Consider the following 20,284-nt stretch of genomic DNA (forward strand, 5'->3'; position numbering starts at 1 on the left):
TGCTTCTCAGGCCAGTGTCACCCCGCGCGACGGTGAAGCACCAGCCCTGGATTCAGCCGCTGCGGAACCAGCGACCGTCCGGCTCAGAGCGTTGTCAGCTACAAGCACCCGGATCACCGCATCCACAAATGTTGCGTCACGCAACTGCCGAACAAGGAGCGGAGCACGCCGACCCTGCCACGCGCCGACGATTCCCAGGCCGGACGCTTCCGAGGCGCCAGGCATGCATCATCTACAGTGACCCCGTGTCCAAAGTCTTGACTTCCCTCCCCGTCGGCGAGCGCGTCGGCATCGCTTTCTCCGGGGGCCTCGATACCTCCGTCGCCGTCGCGTGGATGCGCGAGGCCGGAGCCGTGCCCTGCACCTACACCGCCGACATCGGCCAGTACGACGAGCCTGACATCGATTCGGTGCCGGGCCGCGCGGTGCAGTACGGCGCCGAGCTGTCGCGGCTGGTGGACTGCCGGGCCCACCTCGTCGAGGAAGGCCTCTCCGCCCTCGCTTGCGGGGCCTTCCACATCCGCTCGGCCGGCAGGGCGTACTTCAACACCACCCCCATCGGCCGCGCCGTCACCGGCACGCTGCTGGTCCGCGCCATGGCAGAGGACAACGTCTTCATCTGGGGCGACGGGTCCACCTACAAGGGCAACGACATCGAGCGGTTCTACCGCTACGGCCTCATGGCCAACCCTCAGCTGCGCATTTACAAGCCGTGGCTGGACGAGGAGTTCGTCCATCAGCTCGGGGGCCGCGACGAGATGAGCCAGTGGCTCTCCGAGCGCAAGCTCCCCTACCGCGACTCCAAGGAGAAGGCCTACTCCACGGACGCCAACATCTGGGGCGCCACGCACGAGGCCAAGACCCTCGAGGACCTCAACGTGTCGCTGGAGACCGTTGAGCCCATCATGGGCGTCAAGTACTGGGACCCGACGGTGGCCATCGCCACCGAGGACGTGACCGTCCGCTTCGAGCTGGGCCGCCCCGTCGCGCTCAACGGCACCCGCTTCGACGATCCCGTCGCCCTGGTCATGGAGGCCAACGCCATCGGCGGCCGCCACGGCCTGGGGATGAGCGATCAGATCGAGAACCGCATCATCGAGGCGAAGTCCCGCGGCATCTACGAGGCCCCCGGCATGGCGCTGCTGTGGATCGCCTACGAGCGCCTGCTCAGCGCCATCCACAACGAGGACACCCTCGCCAACTACCGCTCCCAGGGCCTCCAGCTCGGCCGGCTGCTGTACGAAGGCCGCTGGCTGGACCCGCAGTCGCTGATGCTGCGCGAATCCATCCAGCGCTGGGTGGCCTCCGCCGTCACCGGCGAGGTGGATGTGCGGCTGCGCCGCGGCGACGACTACACCATCCTGGATACGCGCGGCCCCCACCTCTCCTACCAGCCGCACAAGCTGTCCATGGAGCGCGTCGAGGACGCCGCCTTCGGGCCCACGGACCGGATCGGGCAGCTGACCATGCGCAACCTGGACATCGCCGATTCGCGCGAGAAGCTGGAGCTGTACGCGGCCCAAGGGACGCTGTTGTCGGGCCACCAGGAACTGATCGGGCGCCTCGAAGCCGGCGGCGCTGCCGCCATCGCCGAGCTCGGCGCTACCGGTCCGTCCGACGTCGACGAGGCAGTCGCCAGCTCCTCCATGGAGTCCGGCACCGACTGACCCCGGGCACATCCGCCCCGCGACACCCGAGCCGCCGCTCACCTGCCCAGGCATGGTGAGCGGCGGTTTCATAGTGGCCGAAAGTCAACTCCTCCAGCCGTGCAGTGAAAGGCGCGCTACCTCGCTGGTCACCACGCTCCCACGCCCCCGGTCCGGGCCCCTCACACGATGGAAATGAGTATCCATACTCAATTCACCGTCGCTGGTTACTCACATTATTCAGGTAGGCACCCCCATCCCTGGGAACGGGACACCGCCCGGCTATTGGCAACGTTGGTGCTTGGGATTCCACCCATGACGGCAGCAGCAGCGAGGGGCAGCTATGGCTGAAATGACAGAGTGTGTGAGGTACAGAAACGTCTTCCTCCACCCACTACTCGACGACGGGGTCACTCCAGACTCCCGGAGCGAGCGGCGCGAACAGGCCATGGTGCGGGCGCAGGCGGAGACGATGTGCGCCCAGTGCCCGCGGCTGGCCGCGTGCCTCACCGACGCGGTGACCAAGTTCGACGTCGCCGGTTTCGTGGCGGGCACCACCAGGCGCCAGCGGCAGGAGATCCGTGCCCGGCTCGCCGTCGAGGTGGCTCCGGAGGACTTCGACTCGGCCGTCGGGGTCAGGTCGGGGCGGCAGTACGACCCGCGCGAGATCTACCGGCTCCGCACCGCCCATCCGAACCTGCCGCTGGTGGTGATCGCCAGCAGGGTCGGCTGCTCCGTCTCCACCATCAAACGTCACCTCCGCAGGATCGAGGAGGAAGGGCTCGACTGGCGCAGGCCAGAACGGCCGGCTCCGACCCCCGTCGAGGTGATGACGGTGGCCTCTGACGTGCTGCGAGGGTCGCGGCGGGTTGTCGCGGCCTGAGGCCACCGTCGCCGGAAAGCTCGGATCAGTTTCGGCGAATCCTTGAATCCGCCGCACTGATCGGGTGAGAGTGGGGGGCATGACCCGAATCGGCTTCCATGCCTCCCACGAACAGATCTCGCCGTGCCAGCTGCTCCTCGACGTCCAGCAGGCCGAGCGCGTCGGCTTCGACATGGCGATGTGCTCGGACCACTACAAGCCGTGGTCAGAGCGGCAGGGACACTCCGGCTACACCTGGTCCTGGCTCGGTGCCGCCCTGGCGACCACCGGCCTGGAGTTCGGGTGCGTCTGCGCGCCAGGCCAGCGCTACCACCCAGCCGTCGTGGCGCAGAAGATCGGCACGCTCGCGCAGATGTTCCCGGGGCGCTTCTGGACGGCCCTGGCTAGTGGCGAGGCCATGAACGAGTCCATCACCGGGGACCGATGGCCCGCCAAGGACGAGCGGGTCGCGCGCCTCGAGGAGTGCGTCGATGTGATCCGCCGCCTCCTCGACGGCGAGGAGGTCAGCCACAGCGGCCTGATCACCGTCGACCGCGCGAAGGTGTGGGACCGTCCTGAGGAGCCGCCGTCGCTGCTGGTCCCGGCCGTCTCGGCGGCCTCCGCTGCGAGGGCCGCGGCCTGGGCGGACGGGCTCATCACCGTCAACCAGGACGTGGAGGTCCTGCGCGAGGTGATCGCGGCCTACCGAGGGGCGGGCGGGCGCGGACCGGTGGCGCTTCAGCTTCATCTGTCGTGGGCACCCACCATGGAGGAGGCCGAACGGATCGCCTTCGACCAATGGCGCTCGAACGTGCTGGGCGAGCCGCTCGCCTGGGACATCGCCACCGTCGAAGGCTTCGACGCGGCCTCGGAGCACGTCACCCTGGAGTCGGTGCGCGACGTGGTGCGCATCTCGCCGGACCTGGACCAGCACGTCGCGTGGATCCGCGAATACGCAGACCTCGGGTTCGACGACATCTACCTGCACTACGTGGGCCAGGACCAGTCCGATTACCTCGACGTGTTCGGCGCGCACGTCCTCCCCAAGGTCCGGTGACGAGGATGAGGATCACCGACACCAGCGACCTGTGGTGGAAGAGCGCAGTGGTCTACTGCCTGGACATCGAGACTTTCCTTGATTCCAACGGCGACGGGGTGGGAGACCTCGGCGGCCTCTCACAACGCATCGACTACCTCGCCCAACTCGGCATCACCTGCCTGTGGCTCATGCCGTTCTACCCCTCCCCGGACCGCGACGACGGCTACGACGTCAAGGACTTCTACGGCGTCGACCCGCGGCTCGGCAACCACGGCGAGCTCGTCGAGGTCATCCGCACCGCACACGACCGCGGCATCCGCGTCATCGCGGACCTCATCGTCAACCACACCTCGGACCAGCACCCCTGGTTCGTCGCGTCGCGGCGCAGCACCTCGAATCCCTACCGCGACTACTACGTTTGGCGCGACACCGATCCCGGCGACACCTCCGCCGAGGTGGTCTTCCCGGACGAGGAGGACAGCATCTGGGCGAAGGACGATCGCACCGGCGAGTGGTACCTGCACCACTTCTATGCACATCAGCCGGACCTCAACCTGGCCAACCCTGCGGTGATGGACGAGATCCTGCGCACCGTCGGCTTCTGGCTGGAGCTCGGCATCGACGGCTTCCGCGTGGACGCCGTCCCCTTCCTCCTGCAGAACGCGGACAACACCGGCACGCGGACGATGCCGGTGGACCCTCACGACGTGATCAAGCAGCTGCGCGCCTTCATGCAGCGCCGCAAGGGCCACGCGATGCTGCTGGGCGAGGTCAACGTCCCACACGCGGAGCAGCGGAAGTTCTTCGGCGGCGACGCCGGTGACGAACTGCAGATGATGTTCGACTTCATCGCCATGCAGGCCACCTACCTCTCGCTGGCCCGCGAGGACCCGCGGCCGCTGATCAAGGCGCTCGCGACCCGGCCGACGATCCACCCCACCTGCCAGTGGGCCACGTTCCTGCGCAACCACGATGAGCTGACCCTGGACAAGCTCACGGATTCCGAGCGCCAGGAGGTGTTCGACGCGTTCGGGCCGGAGCCGTCGATGCAGGTCTACGGTCGCGGGCTCAAGCGGCGGTTGCCACCGATGCTGGGCGGTGACCCGCGCCGCGTGCGGATGGCCTACAGCCTGATGTTCTCCCTGCCCGGCACCCCCACCCTGTACTACGGCGAGGAGATCGGGATGGGCGAAGACCTTGAGGCGCCCGGCCGGATGGCGGTGCGCACCCCCATGCAGTGGGGGCCCGGCCGCAACGGCGACTTCTCGACGGCGGCCCCGGGCAGGCTGATCCAGCGGGTCGCGCCCGACGGATACGGGCCCGAACACGTCAACTTCGCGGACCAGGAGCACGATCCGGACTCGCTGTGGGCGTTCCTGCGGACGCTGATCGGCGTGCGGCGCCGTCGGCCGGAGCTGGGATGGGGAGAGTTCTCGGTGATCCCGACGGAGGCGCGAGCGGTGTTGGCGCACCGGGTGTCGCTGGAGGGGTCTGCGGCGGTGGCGGTGCACAACTTCTCCCCTGATCCAGTGTCGGTGTCGCTGCCGGACGTCCTCGGGGACGACGACGTGGTGGAGGACCTGCTCGACGGCGACGCGACGGTGGTGCACGACGGCGCCCTGTCGGTCACCCTGGAGGGGTACGGCTACCGCTGGTTCCGCGTGCGGCGCCCCCCTCTCTGAGGCGGCCCCACGCGCCTACGGCGGGTCGGCCCTCAGGGAAGGCCGGGGAACCAGCGGGCAAGCTCGTCGACCGTGCCGAGGTCCGCGAAGTTGCCCGTGACGGCGTCCGCGGACTCCTTGACCACATCGGGGGCGTCGCCCATCGCCACGCCACGCCCCGCCCATTCCAGCATCTCGATGTCGTTGCGGCCGTCTCCGATGGCCAACACGTCAGCCGGGGCGATGCCCAGCTCGTCGCACACGATCTGCAGCCCGTGGGCCTTGTCCACGCCCTTCGGGGCGATGTCCAGCCACGCCGACCAGCCGATGAAGTAGGCCACCTCGTGCAGCCCGAGCTGGCTGACCATGCCGTTGAACACCTCCTCGGAGCTGTGGGGGTCGCGCACGATGACGCGCGACACCTCCCGCGACGCCAGCTCCTCGATGCTCTCGATCGCCACATCCCCCTGCAGCTCGCCGTCGGGGAACGGGCGGTTGACCCGCCAGTGCAGCCCGTCCTGGACCGCGATGCAGGCGCTGGGAGCCAACTCTGCGACCCTGTGGACCGTCTCGCGGGGGTCGAAGCGCGTCTCGTGGCGCACCTCGAAGGGCGGGTGGGTGACCACCATGGCGCCGTTGGACGTCACCGCCCAGCCGGGCGGGAGGTCCAGGTGGGTGTGGATGATCTCGGTGGAGATCCAGGACCGACCCGTCGACAGGACCACCGGCACGCCGGCGTCAACCACCCTGCGTACGGCGGCCCGCACCTCCGGCGGCATGTCGCCGAACGGGTCGACGAGCGTGCCGTCGATGTCGAGCGCCACCAGTTGGGGGCTGAACTGCGTCAACGCGTTACCTCTCTTGTCTGGCTCCGGCGGGCCGGGCGTCCCGTGAGCCTGCCAGATCCGCGTGAACGGCCGGTGACCTCCGGCCGAACGACGGGTGAGCTAAGCCGGCGGGACGAGCGCCTCACGGCCGCCCAGGTAGGGGCGCAGCGCCTCGGGGACGCGCACCGAGCCGTCGGCCTGCTGGTGGTTCTCCAGCAGCATGATGATGATGCGGGTCATCGCACACAGCGTGCCGTTGAGGGTGGCGACGGGGCGCACCCCGTCGTCGAACCGCCCACGGATCCCGAGACGCCGGGCCTGGAATTCGGTGCAGTTGGACGTGGAGGTGACCTCCCGGTAGCGCTGCTGCGTGGGCAGCCAGGCGTAGCAGTCGAACTTGCGGGCCGCCGACAGGCCGAGATCCCCCGAGGCCACGTCGAGCACCTGGAACGGCACCTCCAGCAGGTTGAGGAAATCCTTCTCGAAGCCGAGCAGCTTCTGGTGCCACTCCTCCGCATCCGCCGGATCACAGTGGACGAACATCTCCACCTTGTCGAACCAGTGCACGCGGAAGATGCCGCGCGTGTCCTTGCCGTAGGAGCCGGCCTCGCGACGGAAGCACGGCGAGTACGCGACGTACTGCCGGGGCAGGGTAGCGCCGTCGAGGATCTCGCCCGAGTGATAGGCGGCCAGCGCAACCTCGGAGGTGCCGACGAGGTAGAGGTCGTCGGCGGGAAGATGGTAGACGTCCTGGGCCGCCTGGCCCAGGAAGCCCGTGCCCTCCATGGCCGACGGCTTCACCAGCGCCGGCGGGATCATCGCCGTGAAGCCCCACTCCGCCGCCTTCGTCATGGCGAGGTTCAGCAGCGCCAGCTCCAGCTGCGCACCGATGCCGGTGAGCACGTAGAACCGCGACCCGGAGATCTTCGTGCCGCGCTCCATGTCGATGGCGCCCAGGAGCTCACCGATCTCCAGGTGGTCCTTGGGCGTGAAGCCCTCCGCGGCGAAGTCTCGTGGCATGCCGATGGTCTCCAGCACCACGCCCTCGTCCTCGCCGCCCTCGGGGACGCCGTCGAGGACCAGGTTGCCGAGCTGCTTCATCAGGGTGGTGAAGTGGGCCTCCGTGGTGTCGACGGAGGCCTGGGCCGCCTTCACGTCCGCGGCCAGCTGCCCGGTGCGTTGAAGCAGTGCCGCACGCTCCTCTCCCTTAGCCTTGGCCACCTCCTTGCCGAGGCCCTTCTGCTCGGCGCGCAGGGTCTCGTAGGTGAGGATGGTGGAGCGGCGGGCCTCGTCGGCTGCGATCAGGTCATCGACGAGCTCGACCGAGGCGCCGCGTGCGGCCTGGGAGCGTCGGATGCGGTCTGGATCCGTGCGGAGCCACTTGGGATCGATCATGGCCCCAACCTTACCGAGTTCGGCCCCCACCACCCGCCGGCCATTGCCCCTGCGGGGTGCGGAACTGGCGTGGGTGAGGGGGTTTGAGCAAATGGCAGGGTTCACGGCGAGGCCCACGCTCGGCCCCCGCAGGAGGGCCTCCGTGACCCCTGCCATTTGCTCAAACCCCTCAACCCCGGCCCCGGCCCCAGGCCACGGGTCGCATAGGGTGGGTGGGTGAAGGACGGGCAGGCGACGGGGCGACGGGAACCGATCTCCGCCGAGATCTGGGTGCTGGTCGCCGCCGCGATGATCATCGCGCTCGGCTTCGGCATCGTCGCCCCCATCCTCCCCCAGTTCGCCCGCTCCTTCGACGTCGGGCTGATGGCCGCGTCGTCGATCGTGTCGGTCTTCGCCCTCGTCAGGCTACTGTTCGCCCCAGCCGGCGGCGCCCTGGTCAACAAGCTCGGGGAGCGGCGGGTCTACATCGTCGGCCTGCTCGTCGTGGGCACCTCCAGCGTGCTCAGCGGCCTCGCCACCAACTTCTGGTGGCTGTTGGTGTTCCGGGGCATCGGCGGCATGGGGTCGGTGATGTTCACCGTCTCGGCGATGGCGCTGCTGGTGCGGTTGTCTCCCCCCGCCCAGCGCGGGCACACGTCGTCCCTCTACGGCACCGCATTCCTGCTCGGCAGCATCTTCGGCCCCATCCTGGGCTCCGCCATGCAGGGGCTGGGTCTGCGGATCCCGTTCTTCATCTATGCCGGCGCGGTGTTCACCGCGGCCGCGGTGGTGGTGGTCTTCCTGCGCGGCGGCACCGGAGGCCGCCCCGTCGACGGGGAAGCCCGCGACACCCTCTCCCTCGCGGAGGCCATCGGCCTGCCCTACTACCGGGCGCTGCTGGTCACCGGCTTCGCGCACGGCTGGTCGAACTTCGGGGTGCGGATCGCGCTGCTGCCGCTGATGGCCGCGGCCATCCCCACCATCGGCACCCAGGCCGCCGGGATCGCGCTCACCCTCTTCGCGCTCGGCAACGCCGTCACCCAGCAGGCCACCGGCCGCCTCGTGGACCGGGTGGGGCGCCGGCCGTTCCTGGTGGTGGGGCTCGCCGTGTCCGCGCTGGCCACGGTCTTTTTCGGCTGGGTGGACAACCTGTGGATCTTCCTCGCCCTCTCAGCGCTGGCCGGGGCCGGGGCCGCGTTCATCGCGCCCGCCTCGCAGGCCCTGATGGCGGACATCATCGGCTCCAACCGCAGCGGTGGCCAGGCCCTGTCGACCTATTCGATGTCCATGGATCTCGGATCCATCGCCGGCACCTTGGTGGCCGGGGCCATCGCCGACGCCGTCGGCTTCGGCTGGGCCTTCGCCGTCACCGGCATCGTCATGGGCGCGGCCGTGGTGCCCTGGTTGTTCGTGCGAGGACGACCCTGGCGGGCCCGAACCTGACCGAGCCCACCGCGCCCCGCCCCCAGCCCGGCGCGCGGTGGAAGAATCTGACCCATGATGCGACGGTCGCCGGTGACGGTCGCGGCGACACTGTCCTTCGGGGCCGCCTTCCTGCTGTGGACGGTGCTGCTGCCCACCTTCGTCGACGACCTCTGGCCGCACGCCCCCGTCCCTGACCGGTCGGTGCTGGGACAGGCGGCTGCCGCGGTGGCGTTCATCACCGCGCCCACCCTCGTCTACCCCGCCCTGCTCGTCACGTCCTGGTGGGCGTCCCGGCGACAGTTCCTTGCCATCGCCCGGGCCATCCTCATCGCGGTTGCGCTGGCGGTCGTCGGCACGGCGCTGCTCAAGCTCACCGTCGGCCGCGACCGTCCGGACAGCCCCTGGGACTACCTGGTCAGCAGCGACCCGCTGAGCTACCCGTCGGCGCACACCGTCGCCGCGACTGTCGCGGCGATGCTCCTGGGCATCCTCACCACCATCACGCGGCGGCCCCGCAGGGTCGTGCTGGCTGCGCGCGCGGTGGGCGCCGCGACGGTCCTGGTGGTGGCGGCGGACCGGCTGCTCCTCGGCGCCCACTTCGTCACCGACGTGGTGGGGGGATTCCTGTTCGGCGGCTTCGTCGCCTCACTGGCATGCCTGATCGCGGACGTGCACATGCTTCCCGTGCCTCCCGCCCACACAGGGCCAGGCCGTCTGGTCGTGGTGTACAACCCGACGAAGGTGCGCGACCTCGCCGTGCTGCACCGCCTCGTCGGGCACGAGACGGAAGTGCACGGCTGGGAGCCGCCGATCTGGTTGGCCACCACCGAGCACGATCCCGGTGGGGGCATGGCGCGGGCCGCGCTCGAATCGGAGGCGGACCTGGTGCTCGTCGTCGGTGGCGACGGCACCGTCCGTGAGGTGTGCGCCGCGCTGGCAGGCAGCGCGGTGCCCGTGGCCATCCTCCCCTCCGGCACCGGCAACCTGCTCGCCCGCAACCTGGGCGTGCCGCGCGACGCAGGACGGGCGATCGCGCTGGCGCTCACGGGCGAGGCACAGGACATGGACCTGATGCGCTACGAGGACCTCGACGGCGGCGTCGCGGGTGTCGCGGCGGTGATGGTGGGGCTCGGCGCGGATGCCGCCGTCCTCCACGACACCGACGAGGCCCTCAAGCGCGCGCTTGGGCCCGCGGCCTACGTGTGGGCGGGGATCAGCCATATCAGGGCACGGCCGGTGTCGCTGAGGCTCACCGTCGACGGCGGGGAGCCCTTGGAGCGGGACGCGTCGCTGGTGGAGGTGGGCAACGTGGGCGACCTGTACCCGGGGGTGTCACTGATGCCCGCGGCGAGCGCGCACGACGGATCGCTGGAGGTGCTGGTCGCGTCGCCGCGGACGGCAGGCGACGTGGCACGCATGATCGGTGGGGTGCTCAGGCAGGCATCGGAGGAGCCGCTCCTGGACCGGTTCGACGCTCGGAGCGTGACGGCGGAGTACGCCGAGCCGGTGCTGTGCCAGGTGGACGGCGACGTGGTGGGGACGGTGCGGAGGATCCGCTTCGACGTTGTGCCGGCCGCGGTGCGGGTGGTCCTGCCGGCTGGCCCAACTCAGAAATAGCTAATTGTCAGGCTCAGAGTCGTAGTCGACACTGCGAAGTCTCATACCTTCGTAGACGGTGCTGTCTCAGTGCTTCGTTGACAGATGTGTCTCAACCTTCGTGGACGGTGGGTGTTGACGGTTCGGTCTCACGCCTTCGTGGACGATCGCCCTGGCGCGGTGGTCGGCGGCGAGGGTCATCGGCATGGCTGCCCGTATCGACGTTCGTGTTCGTCACCTGATCATCAATTTCCCTGACCAGCCTCGTCGGGGTGAGGTCACTCGGTTCTGTCGTGAGCACGGGATTTCGAGGGCCGAGTTCTACAAGGTGAGGTCGCGGGCGCAGACCGAGGGCAAGCTTGCCGCGGTCACTGCCCGGCAGCCGGTGGCCAGGTCGGTGACGCGACGCACCAGCGACGAGCTGGAAGTGCTGGCTTTGCAGGTCCGGGCCGATCTGAAGCGGGCTGGCTGGGATCATGGACCGTTGTCGGTGGCGGCAGTGATGCGCCGGCAAGGTGTGACGCCGCCGTCACGGGCCACGCTGGCGAGGATCTTCACCCGTCACGGGGTGGTCACGCCCGAGCCGGCGAAACGCCCCAGGGCGTCCTACCGCCGGTTCCGGTACCCCGATCCCAATGGCTGCTGGCAACTCGACGGGTTCGAGTACCGCCTCGATGACGAGGCCGGGTCGAAGCGGTGCGTGCTGCAGGTCGAGGACGACCACTCGCGGTTCATCCTGGCCTCCCTCGTGGCGCGGTCGGAGACCAGCGAGGCGGCGATCACCGTGGTCGCCGCCGCCATCGGCCGTCATGGCGCACCCGCGAGGTTCCTGACCGACAACGGCACGGCGTTCAACCAGGCCCGACGCGGCGGAACCTCACAGCTGCAGGTCTACCTGCGCCATCAAGGCGTCGCACCGATCACCGGCCGTCCCGGCAAACCCACCACCCAGGGCAAGAATGAGCGGCTGCACCGAACCATCCAGAAGTTCCTCGACGCCCACCGCCCGATCCGCACCGCGCAGCGGCTCGCTGAGCTCGTTGACGAGTTCGACGAGTACTACAACACCCAGCGGGCGCATCAGGCACTCGACCCGGATCAGACCCCAGCCGAGGCCTACCAGGCCAAAGCGAAAGCCGTGCCCGGCCCACCCACGCCGGAGGTGGCGCCGCCGGTCGTGGCCCCGACCCGCGACCCCGGCCGGAGAACTGTCCGTTCCGGTGCCGCTCGCCGCATGATGGGCGAACGCACCCCCACCGACCCCTCCGACACGGCCCGATGGGCCGACCGGCGCGTCGCAACCGACGGCCGTATCCACATCTGTCGCGCCAAGATCTACGTCAGCAAACGACTCGCCGGCCAAACCCTGCACGTCATGTTCGACGCCACCACCATCGAGATCTTCGACCCCGACGGCGTGTTCCTCGGTCACGTGTCCCACCCCGGCACCGTCCCCCCCGGCACCGTTAAACTGCTCACAATCCGACCCTGGCGACCCGACACCAGTGAGACATAACCGTCAACGACCCGGTGAGACAGGACTGTCTACGAAGGCCTGAGACATGACAGAGTCGTAGTCGACACTCAGCATGACATTTAGCTGGAAGGCGCCTCCCCCTGCTCAGCCGCGAGGGTCAGCCGAGGCTGCGGATCCACTTCGCGGCGGCGTCGAACTCCTCGTCGGTGAACCCGTGGCCGACGACGGGGCGGGCCTTATCCGCGCGCGGGTAGGACCCGAGGAAGTGCACCGTGGGGCAGACCCGGTGCAGACCCTCCATCGCCTCCTCGACCCGCTTGTCGTGCAGGTGTCCCTCCACGTCGATCGAGAAGCAGTAGGAGCCGAGCGTCGTCTTCGTGGGCCGCGACTCGATCCGGCTGAGGTTCACCCCGCGTACCGCGAACTGCTCCAGGATCTCCAGCAGAGCGCCCGCGTGGTCCTCGCGCATGTAGGCCACCAGAGTGGTCTTGTCCGCGCCGGTGCGCTCGGGGACCGGTCCCGCGACACCCACCTCGACGAACCGGGTCACCGCCCCGGGGTTGTCCTCGATCTGGTAGGCCAGTTCCTCCAGCCCGTACAGCTCACCCGCGACCCTCGCGCACACCGCGGCGTCGTAGCGAGACTCCGGGCGCGCGACCTCGGCCGCGGCGCCCGCCGTCGAACCTGCCTCGGTGATGTGCGCCTGAGGCACCATCACCCCCAGCCAGTCGCGGCACTGGGCAGCGGCATGGCCGTGCGTCAGCACCTGCTGCACCTCGTCCATCCTGGTCCCGGGGCGGACGTAGAGACCGAACTCGACGGGGATGACGATCTCGCCGCGGATGGCGAGCGGGGCGCCGGCGATCAGCTCATCGAGGGTGGCCGAGACCCCGCCCTCGACGGAGTTCTCGATGGGCACTACGGCGCCGCGCACGTGGCCCAGCCGCACCGCGTCGAGCGCCTCGCGGACGCTGGCGAACGCGAGCGCGTCATCGTCGGTGATGGTGCGCAACGCCTGATGGGTGAAGGTCCCCGCGGGGCCGAAGTATCCGAGCACGCCCCTCAGGGTAGGCCATCGGCCGACGGCGACGACGGAGCCGTCAGCGACCCTTACGCGCCGTGGTCCTCGCCCTCGCGATGCAGTAGACGCCGTAGAGGATCAGACCCACCCCGATGGCGATGAGCACCACCTGGCCGCCCGGGACGCCCGCGAGCGACTTCAGCGCGCCGTCGAGGCCGCCGGTGTCCGACGCATCCCGGGTGAAGACCGCCACCACGAACAACACGCCCACGATCACCACCGCGAGCCCCTTCGCGAGGTATCCGCCGATGCCCAGCGCCGTGAACCCCAGGCGGAACCGCGGAGGAAGCACAACATCCTCGAGGAACGAGCGCGTGATGCCCTTAGCCATCATTGCCGCACCGATCACGGCGATCACCACGCCGGCCAGCACCAGCAGCGACGAGCCCCACCAACTCTGCAGCAACTCGGCGCTGAGCGATTCGGTGGTCTCTTCACCGTCCGCCGTTCCACCCATGGCGTAGACCAGCGCCGCCGAGCCCACCACCGCGTACATCACCGCCCGGCCAACGCTCTTGGCCGCGTCCCGCTTCTCCCGCGTCACCTCACCGACGGCGACCGCCAGCGAATAGACGGCCAGCGCGAACAGCGCCCCGGCGACCAGCCACAGCGCGGCCTCGCCCATCGGATTGGCCTTGATCGCCCGCATCGCGCCGGACTGGTCCGCGGATCCCCCGGCCCCCTGGGCGATCCCGATGGCGATGGCCCCGATGATGGCGTGCACCACTCCGTTGACGACGTGTCCTGCTCCGGCGACCCACGCCGCGACGGGATGCTGCTCGACGTCCTTGGCCTTGTCTTGGATGTCGCCGATGACTCCGCCGTCGCTCATCTCCTCATCGTAGGGCGCCGGGGAGAGTGCTACTTGAGGAGTTTTGACATCCGGCGGTCCGCCAGCGGCTTCCCACCGGTCTGACAGCCGGGGCAGTACTGCAGCGACGAGTCGGCGAACGACACCTCGGCGATGGTCGAGCCACACACCTCGCACTTTTCGCCCGCGCGCCCATGGACCCGCATCCCGGCGCGCTTGGCGTCCTTGAGCTGCGCGATCGGCACCTGGGCGGCCGCCGCGACAGCCTGGCCCAGCACGTCACGAAGGTGCCCGAAGAGCTCAGCCGAGGCCACCTCGTCGAGGCTGTTGGCGGGCTTGAAGGGACTCAGCCTGGCGGCGTGCAGGATCTCGTCGCTGTAGGCGTTTCCGATCCCCGCCAGAATCTTCTGATCACGCAGAACCCCTTTGAGCTGGGAGCGACCCGCAGCGGCGAGCACGGCCCGGAAGTCATCGACGGTGAACTCGGGGCTCAGCGGGTCTGGACCCAGCGCCGCGACCCCCGGCACCTCCTCGGGGCTCTCCACCACGTAGAGCGCCAGATGCTTCTGGGTGCCGGCCTCCGTCACGCTGAAACCCGAGCCGTCGTCGAGGACGATGCGCAGCGCCAGCCCGGACTTGCCCGGCCTCGCCGGGACCGGCGGGGCCTCGTCGTGCCAGGTGACCCAGCCCGCGCGGGCGAGGTGGAAGATGAGGTGGACACCCTGCGCGTCCACGTCGACGAACTTACCGTGGCGGGAGACTCCGGCCACCTCCAGCCCGGCCAGCGCCTCCAGCGGGAGCCGGAACGTCTTCAGTGCTGCGAAGGACACCAGGTGGCCCGCGGCGATCACGCGGCCGCGCAGCCTCTCGTCGAGCGCGGCCGCCAGGGCGGCCACCTCCGGCAGCTCAGGCATCGGCGCCTCCTCTCCCAGACAGTGTGCCCGCCGAGCGCACCACGTCCCAGGACTTCAGCAACTCCGCCCCGTCCATGGCCTCCCGTGGCCGCCACGACAACCGGGGAAGCTCCAGTGCCACACTCAGCCGCCCCAGATACTCCTCCCGTGGCACCTCGTAGGCGCCGAGCGACCCGAGGTGCTCGGTCAGCCACTGCACGTCCAGCAGCGCTACGCCCGCGTCCGCCAGCTCGACGGCGAGGCGCAGCAGCGCCACCTTCGACGCATCCCGCCCCCGCTCGCGATGGTGGAACATCGACTCCCCCGCGAAAACGCCGCCGACGTGGACGCCGTACAGCCCTCCGACCAGCCGCCCGTCCGCGTCCCACGTCTCGACGGAGTGCACCCACCCCTTCTCGTGAAGCGTGGTGTAGGCCTCCTCGACCCGCGCGTCGATCCATCCGCCGTCGCGCGACGGGTCCGCGCACGCTTCCAGCACGTCTCCGAAGGCCTGGTCCACCGTCGTGGTGTAGCGCTTGGCTGACTTCCTGAGCGACCTGGTGACGTGGAGGCCGCGGATGGGCAACAGCCCGCGCTGCATCGGCGACCACCAGCCCATCTCGTCCCCGTCGTGGTAGATCGGCATCGGGAACACGCCGCACGCGTAGGCCTCGAGCGCCAGACCGGCGCCGAACTCCTCGGAGTATCCGATGAGATCTTGGCTCGGCCACTCCTCGGGCCGGCCGAACGTGGCGCCCAGCATCCCCCCAGTCTGGCAGCCCCTAGGGACATTTCCAGGGTCGACGCGCTTGCGGGCGTGTGCGACGCTTGGGGCAGAGAGGGGTGTGCTGATGAGTGATCAAAACGTCGTGGCGGTAGCCGAGAACTTCACCGCCGACGTCCTCCATGAGCTCCTGCAGCTGGCCATCGACGGCAAGGGCAAGCTGCCGGGCGCCAAACACGCCGCCAAGCAGCTGCTGGCGCAGCGCTCGGACGCCGAGTCGGCCATCTCCTGGATGATCAACCAGCACGTCGCCATGGCCGGCGGCCAGGGCTTCGTGACGAACTGGGGTGGGTTCTTCGTGGCCCTGGTGGCGGTGCCGGCCAACATCGCCGCAGCCACGTTCCTCCAGGCCAGGCTGGTGGCGGGCATCGCGCACCTGCGCGGCTATGAGCTCAGCGATCCGCGCGTCCGCACCGCCATCCTCATGGTCATGCTCGGCCCGTCCACCATGGCGGACCTAGTGAGCAAGGGCGTGCTGCCCAGCTCGCCGCTCGTGGTAGCCACGGCGCCGGTGTTCGACGCGCGGCTCGACGGGCAGGTGTCGCGGGCGCTGCTGGACCGGGTGCTGTATCAGGTCAGCGGGAAGCGCCTTGGTGTGCGGGCGCTGCGCGGGATTCCGTTCGTGGGTGGTGGCGTGGGCGCCGCCGTCGACGGGTGGAGCACCCGGAGCATCGGCATTCATGCCATGAATGAGTTCCCCAGCAGGCGGCCGAAGCAGCCCCGTAGCCGCGCCGAGGGCACGCCCGCCGAGTAGCGGTCAGTAGGTCCGGGGGACGCGGGCGGTGATCAGGCAGGTCACCTCGTAGGTGATGGTGCCCATCAGCTGGGCGATCTCCTCCACGCCGATGCGCTCGCCGCCGCTGCTGCCCATCAGGACCACCTCGTCGCCCACCCCCACGGTCGGCTCCTCGGGACCGAGGTCCAGCATCGTCTGGTCCATGCACACGCGCCCGATGATCGGGTACGAGCGGCCGTCGATCAGCATCCGGCCCCGCGATGACTGCAGCCGCGAGTACCCGTCGCCATAGCCGACTGCCACCGTGGCCACCCAGGTGTCGCGGGGGGCGGTCCAGGTACGCCCGTATCCCACCGTCTCCCCCGCCGCGATCCGCTTGAGGAAGCTCACGCGGGAGGTCCAGCGGCCCACATCGCGCAGCGACCGGGTGGGGGGCGTGGCGGCGTCAGGGTAGGAGCCGTAGATCATGATCCCGGGGCGCACCATGGTGGTGCGGCCGAGGTCGTGACCGAGGACCGCCCCGGAGTTGGCCGCGTGCAGCAGTTCGACGGGGCCCACCACCTCCTCGACCCGCGCCACCGTCGCCTCGAAGAGCGCCAGCTGGCCGCGGGTGAACTCCTCTCCTGGCGCCACGTCGCTGACCGGGAGGTGCGTGAAGATGCCCCCGACTCTCAGGCGCGACGACGCGGCCAGCCTCTCCGCCAGCGCGACGGCGTCTCCCGGGTCGACGCCCACGCGCCGCATCCCGGTGTCGATCTTGAGGTGCACGTCGACGGTGGCCCCCGCCGCCAGGGCAGCCGCCTGTGCCTCGTCCACGGAGCGGGAGTCCCCGACGGACAGCGTCACGCCCGCGGCGATGGCCTCCGGCAGGTCCTCGGCCAGGGTGGGGGTGAACTTGAGGATGGGGAGGGTCACTCCGCCGTCACGCAGGGCCTGCGCCTCCGTCGTGAGGGCCACCCCGAGCCAGTCCGCGCTTCCCCGCTGTTGGATGCTCCGCGACACCTCCACGAGTCCATGTCCGTACGCGTTCGCCTTGACCGCCGCCAGGACCTTCCGCCCGCCCGCCAGGTCGCGGGCGACGGCGAGGTTGGCGTGCAGGGCGTCGAGGTCGACGTGGAACCGGGTGGGCGAGGGCATGGCAACAAGTGTTTCACTGTCGGTGTCGCGGTCGTACTCTCGGGCCCAGGACCCGACACGTGGATCCGGCCTCACTCGTCCTGGGAGTGGTCCCTCCCCCGCTCGACCCGCAGCTCTCTGCCGCGGCTGACGAGTTCGCCGTGCTTGTCGGAGAGCTTCTCCGAGGCCCTGGTGTCGCGCGGCGGCAGCTTGATGGTCTCCTCGGCCTCGATCCCTGCCTGGAGTTGGCGCCCCCGCTCGATCTCCGCGTCGATCTCCGCGCCGAAGAGCAGGACGTTGTTGATGATCCACAGGCCGAGGAGGAGCACGATGACCGAACCGATGACCCCGTAGGTGGCGTTGTAGGAGGCGAAGTTGGACACGTACACCGAGAAACCGACCACCGCCAAGGCGGCCACGAATAGCGCGACCAACGCGCCGATGCTGATCCAGCGGAACCTGGGCTGCTTCACGTTGGGGGTGAAGTAGTACAGCAGCGCGATCAGCACCACCGCCAGGGCGATGACCACCGGCCACTTCGCGATGTCCCAGATCAGGACGGTGGTGTCTTCGAGACCGATGAGCCCACCGATGTCTCGTGCGATGTCCCCGGACAACACCAGCGCGAAGACGATGACGGCCAGGATGATGACCAGAACCAGCGTCAGGAGCAGCATCTGCGGCTTGTGCTTCCAGAACGGCCTGCCTTCCTCCACCTCGTAGATCCGGTTCATCGCACGGGAGAACGCCCCGACGTACCCGGACGCGGCCCACAACGCGCCCGCAAGGCCGGTCGCCAACGCCAGCCCCGCACCCCCCTGCGTGGCCAGGCCGGTGATCGTGTCGCCGAGCAGATCCGAGAGCTCCGCCGGCGCATAGGTCTCGATCAACCGGTTGATGCCCTGCGCCGTCTGCTCCCCCTGCCCGAAGACGCCCAGCAGTGAGACCAGCGCCAGCAGCATTGGGAAGAGCGACAACACGGCGAAGTAGGTGAGGCTCGCGGCCAGATCGGTGACGTGGTCCTTGGAGAACTCTGCCGCGGCGCGCTTCAGCGAGTACCTCCAGGAGGGTCCGCGCAGGTCGGACGGGGAGTCCGGCTTCCGCGGGTCGTCGGGGTGCGGCGCGGTCGCGGCCTTCTCCCTCGTCTGCTCAACAGATTCCGGCTCACTGTCTCGGGTGGATCGTTCACCGGGCGACATGTGCATGCCCTCCTTCAGCTACTCAACCGGCGCCGGCCACATCGGGCCCACGGCGCGTCTCTGCTTGTCCGGGGCGACGGAGACCCCCGTCGGTCACGTACCCACATCCGGTTCATCCGAAACACGCGGCGCACAGCCCGGCTGTCGGGGCAGCCCAGATGACCCTTGGCCGAGGGCCGGTCCCGTGGCAGACTCCGGAGATGATTCGCAGCCTGTGGCGCATCAGCGTCGTCCTGTTGGTGCTGCTGAGCGGGTGCGCCGAGCCGGCCTTCCCCCGGGACCCGGACGGAACCCTGGAACGGGCCACGAACGGCCCGCTCCTGGTGGGTGTCTCCTCGCATCCGCCGCACGCCGAGATCTCCGACGACGGGACGGTCGGAGGTCCCGAGGCCGAGATCGTCGAGGCCTACGCCACCACCATCGGCGCCACCGTGGAGTGGCGCGAGGGGGCCGAGAGCGAGCTGATGGAACTGATGAAGCTGGGCCAGCTGGACCTGATCATCGGCGGCCTCTCCTCCGACTCGCCGTGGTCCACCCACGCCGTCCTCACCCGGCCGTACACCACCACCATCGGCGCGGACGGCAAGGCCGTGAAACTCATCATCGCGGTCCGCCTGGGAGAGAACGCGTTGCTGACCAACCTGGAGCGGTTCCTCGCCGCCGAAGGGCTCCGGGCATGAGCGCCCGCGATTCGGTGCTCCCCCCGAAGCAGTCCGAACTCCTCCACCGGGCCATCCGGCTGGAGTGGATCTCGCTGGTGGTGATGGGCCTCATCATCGCGGCCGTCGGTCTCACGGCCGGCCAGTCCCAGGCGATGCGCACGGCCTTCGTCGAGGACTCGCTCGCCCTCCTGCCTCCGGTGGCATTCCTCATCGGGGTGTGGCGGGCCGGCAAGCCGCGCACACCCGAGCATCCCTACGGGCACCACCGCGCCATCGCGGCAGGTCACCTCGTCTCGGCGGTGGCCCTCCTGACCTTCGGAGCGTCACTGCTCTACAACGGGGCTTCGGGCCTGATCAAGGGCGAGCGGCCACCAGTGGGCGCCGTCACCCTCCTGGGATACACCTTCTGGTCCGGCTGGTTGATGATCGTGGTGATGACACTCAGCGCCATCCCACCGGTCATCCTCGGCCGGATGAAGCTGAGACTCGCCGAGCAGCTGCACGACAAGACACTCGCCGCCGACGCCGACATGCTCAAGGCCGACTGGCAGACCGGTCTGGCGACCGTGGCCGGTGTCACGGGAATCGGGTTCGGCCTGTGGTGGGCGGACTCGGTGGCCGCGGCCCTGGTCTCGGCCAGCATCGTCAAGGACGGCGTCACGAACGTCCGTGGAGCGGTCGCGGCCCTGCTCGACGCCCGCGCCACCCCCATCGAGTCCGAGGACCCGCATCCAGTCATCGAGAAGCTCCGCCAGGCCGCGCTGCGGACCGAGTGGGTGGCCGAGGCCGAGGTCCGCACCCGCGACATGGGCCACGTGTTCCACAGCGAGGTGTTCGTCGTGCCTGTGGAGGGCGCGGTGCTCACCGTGGCTCAGATCGAGGACCTTCGCCGACGGTGCTCCGACGTGGACTGGAAGACCATCGACACGGTCGTTGTGGTCAGCGACGCCATCCCGCAAGGTCTCTCACCCCTGGCGACTACCCCGAGAGCCAATAAGGCCGAGCACTAACTAAAGGCCGTGTTGCCATAAAGGCCGTGTTGCGGGCGGGATTCTAAGTCGGGACAAGGAACGACACCATCGACCAGGAGATTGC

The 20,284-nt window shown here is 69.4% G+C and carries 18 protein-coding genes; 10 read left to right on the forward strand and 8 right to left on the reverse strand.

Annotation, left to right across the window (positions count from 1 at the left end; translation table 11 throughout):
• Positions 1 to 245 precede the first annotated feature (245 nt).
• The 4 genes from argG to ACX1D1_RS15440 all read left to right on the forward strand — a co-directional run bounded on the left by argG (position 246) and on the right by ACX1D1_RS15440 (position 5,229).
• The gene (gene argG / locus ACX1D1_RS15425; RefSeq protein ID WP_459055314.1) at positions 246 to 1,667 is read left to right on the forward strand and encodes an argininosuccinate synthase; all 1,422 of its coding nucleotides are present in this window, start codon (positions 246 to 248) and stop codon (positions 1,665 to 1,667) included.
• A gap of 322 nt (positions 1,668 to 1,989) precedes the next feature.
• Complete coding sequence (locus tag ACX1D1_RS15430; protein WP_182798851.1) at positions 1,990 to 2,529, forward strand: winged helix-turn-helix domain-containing protein; 540 nt, start codon at positions 1,990 to 1,992, stop codon at positions 2,527 to 2,529.
• 79 nt (positions 2,530 to 2,608) lie between these two features.
• Complete coding sequence (locus ACX1D1_RS15435; protein ID WP_459055316.1) at positions 2,609 to 3,565, forward strand: TIGR03885 family FMN-dependent LLM class oxidoreductase; 957 nt, start codon at positions 2,609 to 2,611, stop codon at positions 3,563 to 3,565.
• A 5-nt stretch (positions 3,566 to 3,570) separates the two neighbouring features.
• Positions 3,571 to 5,229 (forward strand): alpha-amylase family protein, encoded by a 1,659-nt coding sequence (locus ACX1D1_RS15440; protein ID WP_459055317.1) that lies wholly within the window; start codon positions 3,571 to 3,573, stop codon positions 5,227 to 5,229.
• Between the two features lie 32 nt (positions 5,230 to 5,261).
• On the opposite strand, the gene ACX1D1_RS15445 is transcribed toward ACX1D1_RS15440, so the two are convergent.
• Both ACX1D1_RS15445 and serS read right to left on the reverse strand, forming a co-directional pair.
• On the reverse strand, positions 5,262 to 5,987 hold the full coding sequence (locus tag ACX1D1_RS15445; RefSeq protein WP_459056602.1) for an HAD family hydrolase: 726 nt from the start codon (positions 5,985 to 5,987) through the stop codon (positions 5,262 to 5,264).
• Positions 5,988 to 6,155: 168 nt separating this feature from the next.
• Positions 6,156 to 7,430: a serine--tRNA ligase gene (gene serS / locus ACX1D1_RS15450; protein WP_459055318.1), complete on the reverse strand. Its 1,275-nt coding sequence runs from the start codon at positions 7,428 to 7,430 to the stop codon at positions 6,156 to 6,158.
• 216 nt (positions 7,431 to 7,646) lie between these two features.
• Here serS and ACX1D1_RS15455 point away from each other — a divergent pair, with 216 nt between their 5' ends.
• From ACX1D1_RS15455 to ACX1D1_RS15465, 3 genes are all read left to right on the forward strand, one after another.
• On the forward strand, positions 7,647 to 8,852 hold the full coding sequence (locus ACX1D1_RS15455) for an MFS transporter (protein ID WP_459055319.1): 1,206 nt from the start codon (positions 7,647 to 7,649) through the stop codon (positions 8,850 to 8,852).
• Positions 8,853 to 8,906: 54 nt separating this feature from the next.
• Entirely contained in the window at positions 8,907 to 10,451 is a 1,545-nt protein-coding gene (locus ACX1D1_RS15460; RefSeq protein ID WP_459055321.1) for a bifunctional phosphatase PAP2/diacylglycerol kinase family protein, read from the forward strand.
• Positions 10,452 to 10,635: 184 nt separating this feature from the next.
• Positions 10,636 to 11,946 carry a DDE-type integrase/transposase/recombinase gene (locus ACX1D1_RS15465; RefSeq protein WP_459055322.1) on the forward strand — a complete coding sequence of 437 codons (1,311 nt, stop codon included), beginning with the start codon at positions 10,636 to 10,638 and terminating at the stop codon, positions 11,944 to 11,946.
• A 118-nt stretch (positions 11,947 to 12,064) separates the two neighbouring features.
• Here ACX1D1_RS15465 and pheA read toward each other — a convergent pair whose 3' ends face one another.
• The 4 genes from pheA to aat are packed head-to-tail and all read right to left on the reverse strand — an operon-like array spanning position 12,065 to position 15,455.
• Positions 12,065 to 12,964 (reverse strand): prephenate dehydratase, encoded by a 900-nt coding sequence (gene pheA, locus ACX1D1_RS15470; RefSeq protein ID WP_459055324.1) that lies wholly within the window; start codon positions 12,962 to 12,964, stop codon positions 12,065 to 12,067.
• Positions 12,965 to 13,007: 43 nt separating this feature from the next.
• On the reverse strand, positions 13,008 to 13,820 hold the full coding sequence (locus ACX1D1_RS15475; RefSeq protein WP_459055326.1) for a DUF1206 domain-containing protein: 813 nt from the start codon (positions 13,818 to 13,820) through the stop codon (positions 13,008 to 13,010).
• Positions 13,821 to 13,849: 29 nt separating this feature from the next.
• Positions 13,850 to 14,713: a DNA-formamidopyrimidine glycosylase family protein gene (locus ACX1D1_RS15480; protein ID WP_459055328.1), complete on the reverse strand. Its 864-nt coding sequence runs from the start codon at positions 14,711 to 14,713 to the stop codon at positions 13,850 to 13,852.
• Positions 14,706 to 15,455, reverse strand: a complete 750-nt coding sequence (gene aat, locus ACX1D1_RS15485) for a leucyl/phenylalanyl-tRNA--protein transferase (protein ID WP_459055330.1) — start codon at positions 15,453 to 15,455, stop codon at positions 14,706 to 14,708. Before aat ends, ACX1D1_RS15480 begins: the two co-directional genes overlap by 8 nt.
• A gap of 88 nt (positions 15,456 to 15,543) precedes the next feature.
• On the opposite strand from aat, the gene ACX1D1_RS15490 reads away from it, so the two are divergent.
• Complete coding sequence (locus tag ACX1D1_RS15490) at positions 15,544 to 16,230, forward strand: hypothetical protein (protein ID WP_459055332.1); 687 nt, start codon at positions 15,544 to 15,546, stop codon at positions 16,228 to 16,230.
• Between the two features lie 3 nt (positions 16,231 to 16,233).
• Here the strand turns inward: ACX1D1_RS15490 and alr are convergent, their stop codons facing one another.
• Positions 16,234 to 17,349, reverse strand: coding sequence for an alanine racemase (gene alr, locus ACX1D1_RS15495; RefSeq protein WP_459055333.1), 1,116 nt, complete (start codon positions 17,347 to 17,349; stop codon positions 16,234 to 16,236).
• Between the two features lie 71 nt (positions 17,350 to 17,420).
• Positions 17,421 to 18,527, reverse strand: a complete 1,107-nt coding sequence (locus ACX1D1_RS15500) for a YihY/virulence factor BrkB family protein (protein ID WP_459055334.1) — start codon at positions 18,525 to 18,527, stop codon at positions 17,421 to 17,423.
• Positions 18,528 to 18,727: 200 nt separating this feature from the next.
• Here ACX1D1_RS15500 and ACX1D1_RS15505 point away from each other — a divergent pair, with 200 nt between their 5' ends.
• Together ACX1D1_RS15505 and ACX1D1_RS15510 are read left to right on the forward strand one after the other, a co-directional pair.
• On the forward strand, positions 18,728 to 19,207 hold the full coding sequence (locus ACX1D1_RS15505) for a transporter substrate-binding domain-containing protein (protein ID WP_459055336.1): 480 nt from the start codon (positions 18,728 to 18,730) through the stop codon (positions 19,205 to 19,207).
• Entirely contained in the window at positions 19,204 to 20,199 is a 996-nt protein-coding gene (locus tag ACX1D1_RS15510; protein ID WP_459055338.1) for a cation diffusion facilitator family transporter, read from the forward strand. Before ACX1D1_RS15505 ends, ACX1D1_RS15510 begins: the two co-directional genes overlap by 4 nt.
• Positions 20,200 to 20,284: the final 85 nt, after the last annotated feature.

It is taken from the genome of Tessaracoccus luoxuelianae (assembly GCF_054483915.1).